This is a genomic window from Sphingopyxis panaciterrulae, assembly GCF_014199295.1.
Classification (GTDB): Bacteria; Pseudomonadota; Alphaproteobacteria; order Sphingomonadales; family Sphingomonadaceae; genus Sphingopyxis; species Sphingopyxis panaciterrulae.
Map to the genome: position 1 here is coordinate 1 of NZ_JACIJH010000015.1, position 14,749 is coordinate 14,749.

14 protein-coding genes are annotated in these 14,749 nt (G+C 64.3%); 5 read left to right on the top strand and 9 right to left on the bottom strand.

The window, feature by feature from the left end:
- Positions 1 to 126 precede the first annotated feature (126 nt).
- A complete protein-coding gene (locus tag FHR21_RS17255) occupies positions 127 to 468 on the top strand; it encodes a pseudouridine synthase domain-containing protein (protein WP_184100586.1) in 342 nt (113 codons plus the stop codon).
- A 264-nt stretch (positions 469 to 732) separates the two neighbouring features.
- The gene (locus FHR21_RS17260; RefSeq protein WP_221235237.1) at positions 733 to 1,116 is read left to right on the top strand and encodes an NUDIX hydrolase; all 384 of its coding nucleotides are present in this window, start codon (positions 733 to 735) and stop codon (positions 1,114 to 1,116) included.
- Between the two features lie 1,008 nt (positions 1,117 to 2,124).
- Here the strand turns inward: FHR21_RS17260 and FHR21_RS17265 are convergent.
- The 4 genes from FHR21_RS17265 to FHR21_RS17280 form a co-directional block, all read right to left on the bottom strand.
- Positions 2,125 to 3,348, bottom strand: coding sequence for an NAD(P)/FAD-dependent oxidoreductase (locus tag FHR21_RS17265; RefSeq protein ID WP_184100591.1), 1,224 nt, complete (start codon positions 3,346 to 3,348; stop codon positions 2,125 to 2,127).
- A gap of 79 nt (positions 3,349 to 3,427) precedes the next feature.
- Positions 3,428 to 4,225: a crotonase/enoyl-CoA hydratase family protein gene (locus tag FHR21_RS17270; RefSeq protein WP_184100593.1), complete on the bottom strand. Its 798-nt coding sequence runs from the start codon at positions 4,223 to 4,225 to the stop codon at positions 3,428 to 3,430.
- Between the two features lie 41 nt (positions 4,226 to 4,266).
- Complete coding sequence (locus tag FHR21_RS17275) at positions 4,267 to 5,418, bottom strand: acyl-CoA dehydrogenase family protein (RefSeq protein ID WP_184100595.1); 1,152 nt, start codon at positions 5,416 to 5,418, stop codon at positions 4,267 to 4,269.
- Complete coding sequence (locus tag FHR21_RS17280) at positions 5,415 to 6,158, bottom strand: acyl-CoA dehydrogenase family protein (RefSeq protein WP_184100597.1); 744 nt, start codon at positions 6,156 to 6,158, stop codon at positions 5,415 to 5,417. The genes FHR21_RS17275 and FHR21_RS17280 overlap by 4 nt, the downstream gene beginning before the upstream one ends.
- Positions 6,159 to 6,350: 192 nt before the next feature.
- Here FHR21_RS17280 and FHR21_RS17285 point away from each other — a divergent pair, with 192 nt between their 5' ends.
- Both FHR21_RS17285 and FHR21_RS17290 read left to right on the top strand, forming a co-directional pair.
- Entirely contained in the window at positions 6,351 to 7,814 is a 1,464-nt protein-coding gene (locus tag FHR21_RS17285; RefSeq protein WP_184100599.1) for an OB-fold domain-containing protein, read from the top strand.
- Positions 7,814 to 9,022, top strand: a complete 1,209-nt coding sequence (locus FHR21_RS17290) for an acetyl-CoA acetyltransferase (RefSeq protein WP_184100601.1) — start codon at positions 7,814 to 7,816, stop codon at positions 9,020 to 9,022. The genes FHR21_RS17285 and FHR21_RS17290 overlap by 1 nt, the downstream gene beginning before the upstream one ends.
- A gap of 61 nt (positions 9,023 to 9,083) precedes the next feature.
- On the opposite strand, the gene FHR21_RS21225 is transcribed toward FHR21_RS17290, so the two are convergent.
- Positions 9,084 to 9,446: a hypothetical protein gene (locus tag FHR21_RS21225; protein WP_338113200.1), complete on the bottom strand. Its 363-nt coding sequence runs from the start codon at positions 9,444 to 9,446 to the stop codon at positions 9,084 to 9,086.
- Between FHR21_RS21225 and FHR21_RS17295 the strand changes: the two genes are divergently transcribed.
- Complete coding sequence (locus FHR21_RS17295) at positions 9,369 to 10,634, top strand: acyl-CoA dehydrogenase family protein (RefSeq protein ID WP_338113201.1); 1,266 nt, start codon at positions 9,369 to 9,371, stop codon at positions 10,632 to 10,634. The genes FHR21_RS21225 and FHR21_RS17295 overlap by 78 nt on opposite strands.
- A gap of 9 nt (positions 10,635 to 10,643) precedes the next feature.
- Here the strand turns inward: FHR21_RS17295 and FHR21_RS17300 are convergent, their stop codons facing one another.
- From FHR21_RS17300 to FHR21_RS17315, 4 genes are all read right to left on the bottom strand, one after another.
- Entirely contained in the window at positions 10,644 to 11,315 is a 672-nt protein-coding gene (locus FHR21_RS17300; RefSeq protein ID WP_184100605.1) for a TetR/AcrR family transcriptional regulator, read from the bottom strand.
- Between the two features lie 83 nt (positions 11,316 to 11,398).
- The gene (locus FHR21_RS17305; RefSeq protein ID WP_184100607.1) at positions 11,399 to 11,977 is read right to left on the bottom strand and encodes a carboxymuconolactone decarboxylase family protein; all 579 of its coding nucleotides are present in this window, start codon (positions 11,975 to 11,977) and stop codon (positions 11,399 to 11,401) included.
- A complete protein-coding gene (locus tag FHR21_RS17310; RefSeq protein ID WP_338113202.1) occupies positions 11,974 to 12,588 on the bottom strand; it encodes an NADPH-dependent FMN reductase in 615 nt (204 codons plus the stop codon). The genes FHR21_RS17305 and FHR21_RS17310 overlap by 4 nt, the downstream gene beginning before the upstream one ends.
- Entirely contained in the window at positions 12,524 to 14,551 is a 2,028-nt protein-coding gene (locus FHR21_RS17315) for an acetoacetate--CoA ligase (protein ID WP_184100610.1), read from the bottom strand. The genes FHR21_RS17310 and FHR21_RS17315 overlap by 65 nt, the downstream gene beginning before the upstream one ends.
- Positions 14,552 to 14,749: the final 198 nt, after the last annotated feature.

Below are 14,749 nucleotides of genomic sequence, written 5' to 3' on the forward strand. Positions count from 1 at the left end.
CGACAAGCAAACACACCAAAACGGAACCGTCGCGGTCAGACCTTCTCATCCTGATCGTCGCAACTTCTCATCCAGTTTGTCGCGCTACAGCTCGATCCTGCATCTGCCGTACCGAAGACCTATCATGTGAAGATCGACCGGATCGCCGACCCCGACTGGCTCGCCGCGTTTGCCGAGCCGGTGATCGACGAAGGGGAGCGGCTGATGGCGGCCGCCGTCCGCTTGCTGCGCGCCGGTCCGCGGTCGAGCTGGATCGAGGTGGTGTTGACCGAAGGGCGCAATCGGCAGGTGCGCCGGATGATGAAGGCACGCGGCGCCCATGTCCTGCGTCTGGTCCGGGTCGCGATCGGCAGCATGACGCTCGGCGATCTCGACAAGGGAGGGACCCGCCGACTCTCGGCGGGGGAAGCCGCCAGCGTCCACAAAATCCCACATGCCGACCGCGGCGAGGTGGAGGCGTTGACATAAACCGGGCCTGGGCTACCCTACCGTCCATGTCTTTCTTCTCATCGCTTGCGTGCGATACGCCGAGGCGTGCTCCAGGCCGATTCTGAGCGAACGTCACCTGCCTGACGTTCGCTTCGCTTCCTTTGTCCCAGTCATTGTCAAGGCGGCGCGTGCTCAACGCAGCCGCGAGGTTTTTTCGGTTTGTCGGCACAGATGCCATCGCCCCCCAACCCGTCCGGTCTGCGAGAACGCGTGCAATATGGCGCGTTGCCATTCCGCCGCGACATGTCGGGCGACCTCGAATATCTGCTGATTTCTTCCCGCGAGACGGGGCGTTGGGTCATTCCGAAGGGCTGGCCCAAGAAAGGCAGGCCCGGATGGCGCACGGCCGAGGAAGAGGCCTATGAAGAGGCCGGGATATTGGGTCGGATCAGCCAGGCGTCGATCGGCCGCTATCGGTACATCAAATGGATGCCGGACCGGCTCGTGCTATGTTCGGTCACGCTGTTCCCGCTGCGCGTCGACACCGAACTCGATAATTGGCCCGAGCAGGGCGAGCGCAACTGCATGTGGGCATCGCGCGGCGCCGCTGCGGTATTGGTCGACGAACCGGACCTGGCGGAGATCATGCGGCAAACGAACCTCTCGCGCGAGGGTTCGCCGCTTTGACTTTCTCCGCACGCTCACCGATGGAAATCCCGTCATGATGTCTTTTTCGATGCCCGTCGGCGTCTTTCAGACGGCCTTTCAGCTCTCACGCTAAATACCCTGGCTGGGGCGCCCTCCGCCTGACGCGGAGCGGTTCCGGCCAGGGATCTCCTATCCGGGATGTCGAGTTGTTCCGTCACCTCGTTTGCGAGCGCCCGCATCCCGATCATTGTTTGGCGCTCGGCCGGATGCTTGGTGGCGTTTCTCCACGAGGCGACCTGCGGCTGGCGCATGCAGAGAGTGAATGTGATGAGCAAGAAACTTCGCAGGGGAAATCGCGAGGCGCGAAAACCGAAGCAGGTCAAACCCGCTGTCTCCGCGACTCCCGATTTCGTGTCGCAGATGAACAAGAAGGGCAGCGACAAAAGGAAATAGCTTCGGATCAACGGGGTCGGCGACCAGCATTACAACGGCCTGCCGACCCCATCCCACGCGATCGCGCACGCGCCCAGTGCGCTCGTCTATCGGCGGACCCAGACGAAGTCCTCGTTCGGACCCTCGACTAAGCGAGCATCGACCGCTCGGATGAAAGCTTTCGGCGCGCTCGGCGACCGATCGGGGCTCAGTGTGTCGAGGAGCTGGTAATTTTCCCAATGATTCCAAGGGAAAATGGTGGACGCACTAGGGCTCGAACCTAGGACCCGCTGATTAAGAGGCCGTTATTTTAGTGCAATAATTCAGGTACTTAGCTGCATTCGTGTGCCGTTTGGATGACAATGAGTAGCAACGATTAACATTAGGAGACAACTAACAACGACACAAATTCCCCTACAGTCCATCCCGGTTCCATTGGCGGCTTTGCGCCCTAAACGGACGCTTCGAACTCTTGACCGAATGTAACGGACATCATCTCTTGGAGCGAACACGTCTGTGTAACTCGATAGATGTCCGCTCTGGATGCTGCTCCGCGAATAGCTGACGATCCGGGCCCGGCCACAATCCAGGACGCGACCGCAGGTTCCAACACATTTAATCCGACAGCAGCGCCTTCAATGGCGTTTCGGTATCGGCGAGCTTTTCGGCGGTCACGCGGAGCCCCGCGGTCACGATCATCCGGCCCTGGACATAGTCCTTCGTCGCGTTGACGCAGTCGATCGCGATCACCCGCGCGTCCTTCAGATAGACGATCGAGAAGCTGCGGCTCGCGATGTCGCCGCGCACGACCGTCTGATCGTGCCCGGTCGACAGGCCAGCGGTCTGGAGCTTCAGATCATACTGGTTCGACCAGAACCACGGGATCGCATGATAGGGCGCCTCGTCCCCGACAATGCCCTTGGCCACGGTATTCGCCTGGTCGTTGGCATTCTGCACCGATTCCAGTCGGATCACGATGCCGTCGGCGAAATGATTCTCGTGCGCCGCACAGTCGCCGATCGCATAGATGTCGGGCAGGCTCGTCTTGCAGAGCGCATCGACGAGTACGCCGTTCTCCCCCTCGGCCCCCGCGGCGATCAGTGGTTCGACCGCGGGAACAATACCGATTCCGACGATGACGAGATCGGCGGGAATCACTTCGCGGTCGGCGAGCCGGACGCCGGTGACATAGCTCTCCCCTTCGATCGCCTCGACCGACACCCCGAGCCGCAAGTCGACGCCATGCTCGCGATGCTCCCGTTCATAGAAGCGCGACAGTTCGGTGCCTGCAACGCGCGCGAGGACACGGTCGAGCGCTTCCAGGAGGACAACCTTCTTGCCCGCCTTGCGCAGCACCGCCGCGGCCTCGAGCCCGATATAGCCGCCGCCGATCACGACGATCTGATCCGCCGTTTCGGACGCCGCCTTCATCGCGTCGGCGTCGGCGCGGGTGCGCACACCCTGCACGCCGGGCAGGTCGCAGCCGGGGACCGGCAGCATGCGCGGAGCGCCGCCCGTCGCCCAGACGAGCTTGCCGTAACCGATCGTCTCGCCACCGTCGGTGGTCACGCTATGCGCCGCCGGATCGACCGCGACGACGCGCTTGCCGAGCAGCATGGTGACTTCACGCTCGTTCCAATATTTGGCGGGACGCAGCTGGATACGTTCGAATTCCTTCTCGCCCGCGAAATATTCCTTCGACAGCGGCGGGCGTTCATAGGGCAGTTCGGGCTCGTCGCCGATGATCGCGATGCTGCCTTCAAACTTCTGCGTCCGCAGCATGATCGCCACCTGCGCCCCGCCATGGCCAGCGCCCACAATCACCACGTCGAACTGCATCGCTTCCAACCTCTCGATTATATGTCCGCATACAGAATGCTGCTCGCTTCGGTCGCTCGCGCAAAACCTTGCTGCCCAATCATGCCCCGGTGAAGTTCGCGTTCCGTTTGGCGAGAAGCGCCGCCGCGCCCTCCCGGAAGTCGGCAGTCTGATGCGCGATGACCTGGGCATTCGCAGCGGCCTCCAGTGCTGCGGAATAGTCGCTGTCGCGTCCCTGCCGCAGGAGCGCCTTGGTGAGACGCAAGGCGTGCGGACCCTGTGCCGATATACGCATCGCGAGAGCTAGCGCCTTCTCCATCAGCTTTTCGGCGGGGGCAACCTCGCTCACCAACCCCCATTTTTCGGCGGTGGGTGCATCGATGACGTCGCCCGTGAAGAAGAGTTCGGCGGCACGGCTCATGCCGATCGCACGCGGCAGGACCCAGGCGCCGCCATCGCCAGGGACCAGACCGAGCTTCAGGAAGGTCACCCCGAATCTGGCGCTCGGAGAGGCCAGCCGAATGTCGGCGAGGCACGCCACATCGCAGCCGAGGCCGATGGCAGGCCCGTTGACCGCGGCGATCAACGGCACGTCAAGGCCGTACAGCGCCCGGAGCATGCGATGGATATTGTCGCGATACTGGCTGCGCGCGCCCATCACCGACCCATTATAGACCGCCTCGGGGTCGGCCATCGCCTTAACATTACCGCCAGCCGAAAAGGCCTTGCCGGCGCCGGTCAGGATCGCGCAGCGGATATCGGGATCGCCGTTGATCGCGGCGCAGGCCGCACTTACGGCGTCTCCGTCACCGGGCTCGCCCAGCGCATTCATCATCTCGGGGCGATCGAGGGTCAGGATCGCGACCGGCCCTTCCTTCCGCAGGCTTATGATGGTCATCGATACTTCTCCTCTTCTTCAGGCTGACGGGCCTTCCCGGCCTAGCGGAGCCCCAGGCCGCGGGCGATGATGCCGCGCAGTATCTCGCGGGTTCCGCCGCGCAGAGACCAGCTTGGCGCGTTCCACATCGTTCGCTGCAAGACGGCGGCGAAATCGCGTGTCGAACTGGCATCGGGAACCGCATCGACCAGCGTCCGGGCGATTTCGGGGATGGACTGTTCGAACAAGGCGCCCAGATCCTTGACGATGGCGGCCTGCAGGCCCGGGTTTTCGCCGGCCTCGAGCAAGGCGGCGACCCCGCGTGAAAGACGCCGGAGGACGATGAGATGCGACGTGAGCCGGCCGACGGCAAGCAGGCTCGCGTCATCGTCGGCATGTTGCAGCGCGCCGATGAGCTCGATCAACAGCTGCATCGACGAGAGGAAACGTTCAGGTCCCGAGCGTTCGAAGGCGAGTTCGCTCATCACCTGGCTCCAGCCCTGGCCCTCGGTTCCGATCAATGCGTTGGCGGGGATGGCGACATCCTCGAAATGGACCTCGTTGAAATGATGCTTGCCGTCGAGATCGATAATGGGTCGAATGGTGATACCGTGGGTCTTCCCGAGATCGACCAGCAGCTGGCTCATGCCTGCCTGTCGATCCGCCGGCGTTCCGCTCGTGCGGCAGAACAGGACCATATAGTCGGCGCGATGTGCGTTGGTCGTCCACAATTTCGTGCCGGTGACGCGCCACATGTCGCCATCGCGCACGGCGCGGGTGCGGGCAGCCGCAAGGTCGGAGCCCGATCCAGGCTCGCTCATGCCGATGCAGACCACGGCTTCGCCGCGCGCGATTCGTGGCAAGACCTCGCACTTTTGGGCTTCGGTGCCATATTTGAGCAGCATCGGCCCGCTCTGCCGGTCGGCAAACCAATGCGCCGCGACCGGAGCGCCCGCGGCGAGGGTTTCCTCGACCACGACATAGCGTTCGAACGCGCTGCGTTCGTGGCCGCCATAGCGTTTGGGCCAGGTCATGCCGAGCCAGCCGCGCTGACCCATGGCCCGGGTGAAGTCGCGGTCGAACCCGTTCCAGCTTTCGGCGCGCTGGAGCGGCGAGCGATCGGCAAGCTGGTCTGCAAGAAAGTTTCGGACTTCGGCGCGGAGTGATCTGGTGGCGTCGGTCTCGACCGGCGCGGGGAAGTCGAGAAGGCTCATGCTGCCGTCACCATCGGCCAAAAAGCGCCTGGTCCGGCCGCGATCGCCGCGGCGCCCACCTTGCGTGCCCAATAGGGGTGCCCGCCATATTCGTCGCGCCATCGCCACAGCGCGGTGGAGTAGCGATGCAGGGCATGTTCTTGAGTGAAGCCGATGGCGCCGTGCATTTGATGTGCGAGGCTTGCGGCGATGCCGACCGCTTCGCCGATCCGCACGCGCGCGGCACCGACCGCGACTTCTGCTTCCTCGGGAGCGCGCGTGAAGGCGGCGGCGGCATGGTCGGCGGCCGCGCCTGCGGCCGCGACTTCGCTGGCGAGCTGCGCGAGGCCATGCTGCACGGCCTGGAACCGCGCTAAGGGTCGGCCGAACTGCTCGCGCGTGTTGACATGGTCGATCGTCATATCGAGCACGCGCGCCAGCGCGCCGGCGCATTGCAGCGATCGCACGATAGCTCCGCCGAGCAGAGGCACATCACTCGCATTCGCGGGACCGTCTAGCAACGCGTCGCCCGCCGCCGCCCGCGCCGCATTGGCCACCATCGTTTCCCCTATCGGGAGGGGCACCAAAGCCTCGCCTGCCAACCGAACGATGGCCAACGCATCGACAGGATCGATACCGAATCCGCCACGGTCCTCACTGACGAGCGCCAGCGGCAAGCCCATGGCTTCGACTGCTGGCCAGTCGCAGTTCGCAGCAAAAAGCCGCATCGCGGCGTCGCGGAGCATTGTGGCTTCGTCCATCTCTCTCTCCTGCCGTTCTGGTCCCGGCGCGTGCCGGCTTTTTCGCCTGAAGCCCATTCTATACATTGTATACACGTGTCAAGTTAGCTACCGAGAAATTTCATGATGCAATGGGAATCGGGTAATGACGATCAGTCATATCAACTTTACACGAGTATATATTTCTGGGGCCTCCAGCTGGGAATCCCTTGCATGACGATCGGGATTCTTGCCTGTGGCGCCTATATTCCCCGCCGCCGTCTCCAGCGCGCGGCGATCCATGCCGCGAACGGCTGGTTTGCGGGCGGGCTCAAGGGGCTGGCCCGCGGCGAGCGCGCGATCGCGGGCTGGGACGAGGACAGCATCACGATGGCGGTCGAGGCCGCGCGGGCGTCGCTGCGCGATTTCGACCGCGCCGCGATCGGTTCGGTCGCGCTGGCATCGACGACTTTGCCTTTCGCGGATCGCAGCAATGCAGGTGTCGTGAAGGAGGCCTTGAACCTGGCCGATGCGACCGGCGCCTTCGATCTCGCGGGCAGCCGGCGCGCGGCGACGACTGGTTTGAACCAGGCGTTGGCGGCCGCCGCCGGCGGCGCGAGCGCGCAACTGCTTGTTGCCGCCGACATGCGCAAGTCGCGTCCCGGTTCGGAAGCGGAAATGACCTCCGGCGATGCCGCTGCCGCACTCATCGTGGGCGACGGCGAAGCGATCGCGACGCTGGTCGGCGCGCATAGCGTGACCATCGATTTTGTCGATCATGTGCGCGAGAGCGGCGCCGATTTCGATTATGGCTGGGAGGGGCGCTGGATCCGTGACGAGGGCTATGGCGCCATGGTCGCTACGGCTCTCGCGGACGGGTTGGCGAAGATCGGCGTCGACGCCGCGGCGATTGATCGCTTCATCGTGCCGATTACGGCGAAGGGTGTTGCGGAAGGGCTCGCCCGGCGGCTGGGCATTTCCGCCGAAGCGGTCGCCGACCGGCTTGCGGATAGCGTCGGCGATAGCGGCGCTGCGCACCCCATCCTGCTGCTGGCGTCCGCACTCGAGGCGGCCGGGCCGGGCGAGCGCATCCTGCTCGTCGGTTTCGGCCAAGGCGTCGATATCCTGATTTTCGAAACCACCGATGCGATTGCCGATGGCCAGCGTCGCCGCAGCGTCGCCGCGACGCTGGCCGACCGGGTCGAGGATATGAATTATCTGCGCTGGCTCTTTCATCGCGGCCTGTACGACCTTGAGCGCGGGATGCGCGCCGAGCTCGACCAGAAGCAGCCCGGTACGACCCTGTGGCGCAATCGGAAGGCCGTGCTTGGGCTCGTTGGCGGGCGCTGCACGCAGACCGGTACGGTCCAGTTCCCCAAGAGCGAGATCTCGGTCAATCCCAATAATCCTGCGGCACACACGCAGGAGGATTATCCGCTGGCCGACCGGCGCGCGCGCGTGGTCACCTATACGGCCGACGCCCTCGCTTATTCGCCCGATCCGCCCGGCTATTACGGCGTGATCGACTTTGACGGCGGAGGACGGATGACCGTCGAGTTCGCCGACGTGGTCGCCGACGATGTCGAAGTCGGGCGCGAAATGCGGATGGTGTTCCGTATCAAGGCGTTCGACGCGCAGCGTGGGTTCGTCAAATATTTCTGGAAAGCGGTCCCCGTGCGGACCGGGGAGGCGGGCTGATGGCGCGTGGTATCAAGGATAAGGTCGCCATATTGGGCATGGGATGCGCACGCTTTGGCGAACGCTGGGCCGACGATGCCGAGACGCTGATGGTCGAGGCTTATGAAGAGGCGATCGCCGATGCGGGAATCGAGACGAGCGAGATCGACGCGGCGTGGCTGTCGGTCGCGTTCGACGCGATCAATATCGGGCCGTCGGGAATTCCGCTGGCGACCGCGTTGCGGCTACGCAACATCGGAGTGACGAAGGTTGAAAACTATTGCGCGAGCGGAACCGAGGCCTTTCGCGGCGCAGTCTACGCCGTCGCGTCGGGCGCCGCCGATATCGCGCTGGCCCTCGGCGTCGAGAAGCTGAAAGACACAGGCTATGGCGGCTTGCCGGTACGCTCGCGCGGCACGACGTTCGACATGGTCGGCGTGACCGGTTCGGCACCGGGCAATTTTGCCCAGCTCGCCAGCGCCTATCGCGCGGCGCACGGGGTCGGGAAGGCCGATCTCAAGCGCGCCATGGCGCATGTGTCGGTCAAGAGCCACGCCAATGGCGCGAAGAACCCCAAGGCGCATCTGCGCAAGCCCATCGATATGGATACGGTGCTGAACGCGCCGATGATCGCCGAACCCTTGGGCCTGTACGACTGCTGCGGCGTGTCCGACGGGGCCGCCTGCGCGATTGTCACGACCCCGGAGATCGCGCGGGCTTTCGGGAAGCGCGATCCGGTGACCGTCAAGGCGCTGCAGATCTCGGCCTCGAACGGATGGGAGGCCCAGCAAGGCGGTGGCTGGAACGGGAGCTATTTCCATACGACCCGAATTGCCGCCGCGAAGGCCTATGAAGAAGCCGGGATCACGCGGCCGCGCGAGCAGATCAGCCTGATGGAAGTGCACGACTGCTTTTCGGTGACCGAACTGGTTACGATGGAAGATCTTCATATCTCGAGGGAAGGGCAAGGGTGGAAGGACGTGCTTGACGGCCTCTTCGACGCCGATGGGGCGATACCGTGCCAGATCGATGGCGGGCTTAAATGCTTCGGTCATCCCATCGGCGCGTCAGGCCTGCGCATGATCTACGAAAATTACCTGCAGCTGCTCGGGAGAGCGGGGCCTCGCCAGCGGACATCGCTGCCGAGCCTCGCGCTGAGTCATAATCTGGGAGGCATGCCGAGCCAGAATGTTTCGGCGGTTGCGATCATCGGGACGCACGATGCCTGAGGCGCCGCACGGAGCTGGCGACGGCGTGGACGCCAGCGCCCATCGTGCGACGCTGGCGACGCTACGCGAATTCGCAGGCCAGGCGCGGGCCGCGGCGCGGGCGCGTCTCGACGCTGGCGGTCATGACGACGAGCAGCGCATGCTGCACGGACTTGCCTGGATCGAAACGACCATCCAGGCGCTCGCGGCGCTGCTCGACTGGGCCGATCGACTCGAAAATCCGGGTGAGCCCGAACGCCTTCTCCTCGATATCGCCTTTGGCGAATATGCCGCCCAGATTGCGGGCGGCTTGCCGATGAGCGGAAACGAGTTTGTGCGGCCGAGCGATTTCGGTCTCCTTCCCGGGGTGGTGTTTCGCCGGCCGGAGATCGCCAGTGCCATGGCCGCCAACAGCGCCGCGGCGCGCCGCGATCTCGCGCTTCATATCGCATCGGGCGGTCAGATCGAGGAAAGTCTGGGCGATGCCGAGCTTGACGCGATCCGCCGCGAGTTTCGCCGCTTCACCGCAGAACGCGTAACCCCTCATGCCCATCGCTGGCATCTCGACAACGCGCTGGTCCCCGATGGCCTGATCGCCGAACTCGGGGCGATGGGCGCCTTCGGCATTTGTGTCGCGCCCGAATATGGCGGTATCGGCCTCGGCAAGCTGGCGATGTGCGTGGTGACCGAAGAGCTGTCGCGCGGATGGATCGGCATCGGCTCGCTCGGCACGCGCAGCGAAATCGCGGGCGAACTGATCGGGTTGGCCGGTACACCCGAGCAGCGGGCACGCTGGCTGCCCGCGATCGCCGATGGATCGGTGCTGCCGACTGCGGTGTTTACCGAGCCCGGCGCCGGCTCGGATCTCGCCGGACTCGCCACCCAGGCGAAGCAAAAGGGCCGGCATTGGTCGATTTCCGGCGCGAAAACCTGGATCACGCACGCGTCACGCAGCGACCTGATGACCTTGCTTGCGCGCACCGGTGGTCCCGGCAACGCGGGCCTCAGCATGTTCCTTGCCGAGAAGCCGCGCGGGACCGATGCGGAGCCGTTTCCCGCTGACGGCATGTCGGGCAGCGAGATTGCGGTCCTCGGCTATCGGGGGATGCGCGAGTATGAACTGGCATTCGACGATTTTTCCGTTTCATCCGACGCGTTGCTCGGCGACGTGGAAGGGCAGGGTTTTCGCCAGCTGATGAAAACTTTCGAGGGCGCGCGCATTCAGACCGCGGCGCGCGCTATCGGTGTCGCCTGGCGCGCGTATGAGCTCGGACTTGGATATGCGCTCGAACGACGCCAGTTCGGCAAGCGGCTTATCGACTTCGCCCGCATTTCCGACAAGCTGGTGATGATGCTGGTCGAGATCGTGGCGGCGCGTGAGCTCGCGCACCATGCCGCGCGCGAGAAGGACAAGGGGCTGCGCTGCGATGTCGAGGCCGGAATGGCCAAGCTGCTCGCCGCGCGTGTCGCGTGGACCGCAGCCGACAATTCGCTGCAGATCCATGGTGGCAACGGTTATGCGATCGAGAGCGAAATCAGCCGGATCCTGTGCGACGCCCGTATCCTGAATATCTTCGAAGGCGCTGCGGAAATACAGGCGATGATCATCGCCCGTCACCTTGTCGCCGCATAAGACTGACGCCTAGCGGCCCGTCTTGTCCGAGCCCGCCGCATCGTCCTTCGGCAATGTGTTCGGGCTGGTGAGCGCCGCCACCGCAACGGCACTCAATGTCTCGATATAATGATCGGTCGACCAGCCGCCGACCTGGGTCAGATCGTCCCAATTGCGTAGCGCGAACAGCGTGACGAGGAAGGTCGCCGCATCGCGCATGATCCAGCTCGGATGTAACAGGCCTTCGGTATGCAGCTGCCTGACGATCACCCGTTCGACCCAGGCGATATTCCACCAATGGCGGCGGAACCAAGCAGAACTTGCGGCCTGATTACGGAACCGGCCGCTTTCGACGGAACGCACCAGGGTCACGAGACCGACGCTGCGCTGGCAGCGAGTTACCGCGAGCATCCGGAGCATCGCAATGCCGCTGTCGAGCGCCTCGATCTGCTCCATCCAGTCGCCGATGCCGAGTTTCTCGTCGATATAATCCGACAGCGCAGACAGCAGTTGCGACCGGTCGGAGAAATGGAGATAGACGGCCTGCCGCGAAACGCCGGCGCCCTTGGCGACAGCTTTCATCGTCGCCGCTGCTTCGCCTTTCTCATCGACGATACTCCGTGCGACCGCCAGAATGCGATCGCGCGTGTTCAACTGAGCCAGATCCTCTGATTTTGCCGCTTCGGTCTTTCGCCCCGTCATGTATCCCAAACCTCTATCCTGCAGGACGCTCCTAACAGGCGGGCGGTCAGCCGCCAAGCGCGGAGAGCGAGGATCCCGCCCGCTCACCGGCCGGCGCACGGTACACCGGCGGCGGGCAGAGGTGTTTTGCCCGCATAGGCGGGCTCGAGGCTCAGCTCGAACGCCGATGCCATGTGGCTGACGCAGACATAGAAGGATATGGTGAGGGCAAGGTGGATCATCTGTGCCGGCGCGAAATGCGCCGACAACGCCGCATAAATATCGGGCGGCACCTCGCCGCCTTCGATGAGCGCATCGGCGAAGGCGAGGGCATGCCGTTCGGTTTCGTCGAAGAGATGGGATCCGCGCCACGCTGCCAGGGCATGAAGCTTTTGCTCGTCGACGCCGGCAGCGACGGCGAGCCCCCAATGATGCGCCCATTCATATTCGGCGCGCGTCAATATGGCGACGCGCATGATCAGCAGTTCGCGGAGCCCTCGTTCGGTGTGCTCTGCGCTCCGAAGCGGCCAAGCGAGGCGGGTCCAGGCCTCGAACAAGTCGGGTGCGTGGGCGAGCAGGCGGTACAGGTCCGGAATCTTGGCGCCGCGGCCTGTCATCTCATCGAAAATCGCGCGCGCGGCCGGTGCCGCCTCCTCGTCAGTCAGCAGGGCAATGCGGGTCATGGGCGGGTTTCCCTTCGTTCGGACTGGTGCAAGATCCAGGCCTCGAACTTGGCTGCAAAACCGGCGAGCACCTGGTCCGTGCCGGGCGATTCCAGCGCGGCGAGATTGTCGGGCGTGTAGTGGATATAAAGTTCGGGCTGGCCAAGGAGCCGGCATTCCAGCGAAACCAACATGCTGCGCAAATGCGCCTGCGCGATGGCGGCGCCGCGCAGACCGATCGAACCGCCGACGATCGCAGCGGGTTTTCCGGCCCAGCAGCTTTGCCCGCGTGGCCGCGATCCCCAGTCGATCGTGTTTTTGAGTGCCGCGGGGATCGAACGATTATGTTCGGGGGTCACGAACAGGATGGCGTCGGCGGCGCTGACGCACGCCTTCATCGCCGCGACGCTCTCTGGCGGGGCGTCGCGGAATTCGTCGTCGTCGTAGAGCGGCAACCGCAGGTCGGGCATGCGAAAGGTAAGCCGCGGGCCCGAAACCCGGGCGATCGCATCGGCAAGCCGCCGGCTGAACGAGTTTTGGCGCAGGCTGCCGATCAGGACGGCGACATCAGGCAACCGGTGCGCCTTCTTTCGCGGTGCGGCGGAGCGCCGCGACTTCCGGCCGGTTCGCAAAATCGGCGTACCAGTCGAGGACGCCGGGATCGGCCATCGCGTCGCGGCTCGCCACTTTGCTTGCGGGTTGGCCCATCAGCAGCTTGCGCACCGGAACCTCCATCTTCTTGCCGGTGAGGGTGAAGGGGATCGACGGCGCGGCGACGATTTCGTCGGGGACGTGCCGCGGGCTCGCCTGTTCGCGCAACTGGCGGTTGATCCGCTTGACCAGGTCGGCGTCGAGGCTGTGCCCAGGCGCGAGCTTGACGAACAGCGGCATGTAAAAGCCGCCGTCCGGCATTTCGCAACATACGATCAGGCTGTCGGAAACTTCCGCCACGCCTTCGAGCACGCGATAGATTTCGGCGGTGCCGATGCGGACGCCGAAGCGGTTGAGCGTCGAATCCGAGCGGCCATAGATATAGCAGCCGCCGTCGTCGGTGAATTTGATCAGGTCGCCGTGACGCCACACATCGGGGAAGGTCTCGAAATAGCTTGCGTGGTAGCGTTTCTGCCCTTCGTCGCCCCAGAAATAGATGGGCTGCGAGGGGAAGGGGCTGGTGACGACGAGTTCGCCGATCTCGCCGGTCAGCTCGTCGCCGTCGTCGCTCCAGCTATGGACGTCCATCCCCAGTTGCCGCCCCTGGATTTCGCCCGCGCGCACTGGCTTGCCCGGCACACCGCCGACCAGCGCGCTGCACAATTCGGTGCCGCCGGACGATGAGACGACCCACGCATCGTCGCGGACATTCTCGTAGAACCAGGCGAAGATATCGGGCGTTGCGGGCGCGCCGCCGACGAAGATCGTGTCAATCGACGACACGTCGAACCGCTCGGAGGGCTTGACCCCGGCGGCGCGCATGCTTTGCACCAGCGTCGGGCTGGCGCCGAAAACCGTCGCGCGCGCGTCGCACGCGATACGCCACAGAGCGTCGATCCCGCCGAACACCGGGCTGCCGTCGTAAAGAACAGCCGAACTGCCTGCGAGCATCGACGAGAGGACCGAATTCCACATCATCCAGCCGGTCGTCGTGTAGAAGAAATTCCGCTTGGCGGGGCTGAGGTTCATGTGAAGATTCTTGACCTTCAGATGCTCGGCGACGATCCCGACGTGGCTATGCGTGATCGCCTTGGGAAGGCCGGTGGTTCCCGACGAGAAAAGGATCCACAGGGGGTGATCATGCGGGACGCGTTCGTAGCGAAAATCTTCGCGCGGAATCGGCGGCCCCGCCAGCAGGTCGGCAAAGCTGTGCGACGCGATAGGGGAGGGCGGCGCCGCGTCGAAGCCTGCATAATCGAGCCAGACGATCGTCTCGAGGCTGGGCAGGGCGTCGGTAATCGCCGCGATTTCGCTGCGCCGGTCGAACGCCTTACCGCCAAAGCTGTAGCCATCGGCAAAGAAGGCCAGTTTGGGCTCGATCTGGCCGAAGCGTTCGATGACGGTAGGCGCGCCGAATTCGGGCGCCGCCGCCGACCAGACAGCGCCGATCGCGGTCGTCGCCAGCATCGCGATCGCGGTTTCGGGGATATTGGGCATGTAGCTGACGATGCGGTCGCCCGGGGCGATGCCCATGGCGCGCAGGCGCGTCGCCATGCGCCGCACCGCACCGCCGAGTTCGCCCCAGCTCATCTGCGCAAGCGGACGGATCTCGCTTGAATGGCAAAAGACGACGCTGTCGGGGTCGACGCTTTCGTGCCGCAGCGCATGTTCGGCAAAATTGACGCGGGATCCGACGAACCATTGGGTGTCGAGCATTCCGGTGCCGGTGCGAACCCGGTCGTAGGGTGTGTCCGAAAGAATGTCGAAATAGCGCCAGATGCCACCCCAGAACGTGTCGGGATGGGCCGTCGACCAGCGCCACAATTCCTCATAATCGCCGAACAACAGGCCCTGCTCGGCATGCAGCCACATGCGGTAGCGCTCGAGATTGGACTGGGCAAAGCGCTCGGGCGGTGGTGTCCAGAGCAAAGTCCCTTCCTTCATGGCTGTCTCCCAATTTCGCCGCCGGCCGCGCCGCCGTACGATCTTTACATGTGTAAAGTCTGGCTAGCGAATGCTGGCCACCCCTGTCAAGCGCGCGGCGCGAACACGGTGCCGTTCCATATCCGATCGCCGAAGGACGGCCCGGCTCCGCAACGCCTCCGCGGCATGCAATTGACACGTGACAAGTGTCGCTATAGA

Excerpts from the sequence above, each read along its gene's own strand:
- FHR21_RS17260 (WP_221235237.1), top strand. The coding sequence starts at position 733 with ATGTCGGGCGACCTCGAATATCTGCTGATTTCTTCCCGCGAGACGGGG.
- FHR21_RS17265 (WP_184100591.1), bottom strand. The coding sequence starts at position 3,348 with ATGCAGTTCGACGTGGTGATTGTGGGCGCTGGCCATGGCGGGGCGCAG.
- FHR21_RS17270 (WP_184100593.1), bottom strand. The coding sequence starts at position 4,225 with ATGACCATCATAAGCCTGCGGAAGGAAGGGCCGGTCGCGATCCTGACC.
- FHR21_RS17275 (WP_184100595.1), bottom strand. The coding sequence starts at position 5,418 with ATGAGCCTTCTCGACTTCCCCGCGCCGGTCGAGACCGACGCCACCAGA.
- FHR21_RS17280 (WP_184100597.1), bottom strand. The coding sequence starts at position 6,158 with ATGGACGAAGCCACAATGCTCCGCGACGCCGCGATGCGGCTTTTTGCT.
- FHR21_RS17285 (WP_184100599.1), top strand. The coding sequence starts at position 6,351 with ATGACGATCGGGATTCTTGCCTGTGGCGCCTATATTCCCCGCCGCCGT.
- FHR21_RS17290 (WP_184100601.1), top strand. The coding sequence starts at position 7,814 with ATGGCGCGTGGTATCAAGGATAAGGTCGCCATATTGGGCATGGGATGC.
- FHR21_RS21225 (WP_338113200.1), bottom strand. The coding sequence starts at position 9,446 with ATGAAGCGCGAGATCGCGGCGCGCCGCGGCGCTGTTGGCGGCCATGGC.
- FHR21_RS17300 (WP_184100605.1), bottom strand. The coding sequence starts at position 11,315 with ATGACGGGGCGAAAGACCGAAGCGGCAAAATCAGAGGATCTGGCTCAG.
- FHR21_RS17305 (WP_184100607.1), bottom strand. The coding sequence starts at position 11,977 with ATGACCCGCATTGCCCTGCTGACTGACGAGGAGGCGGCACCGGCCGCG.
- FHR21_RS17315 (WP_184100610.1), bottom strand. The coding sequence starts at position 14,551 with ATGAAGGAAGGGACTTTGCTCTGGACACCACCGCCCGAGCGCTTTGCC.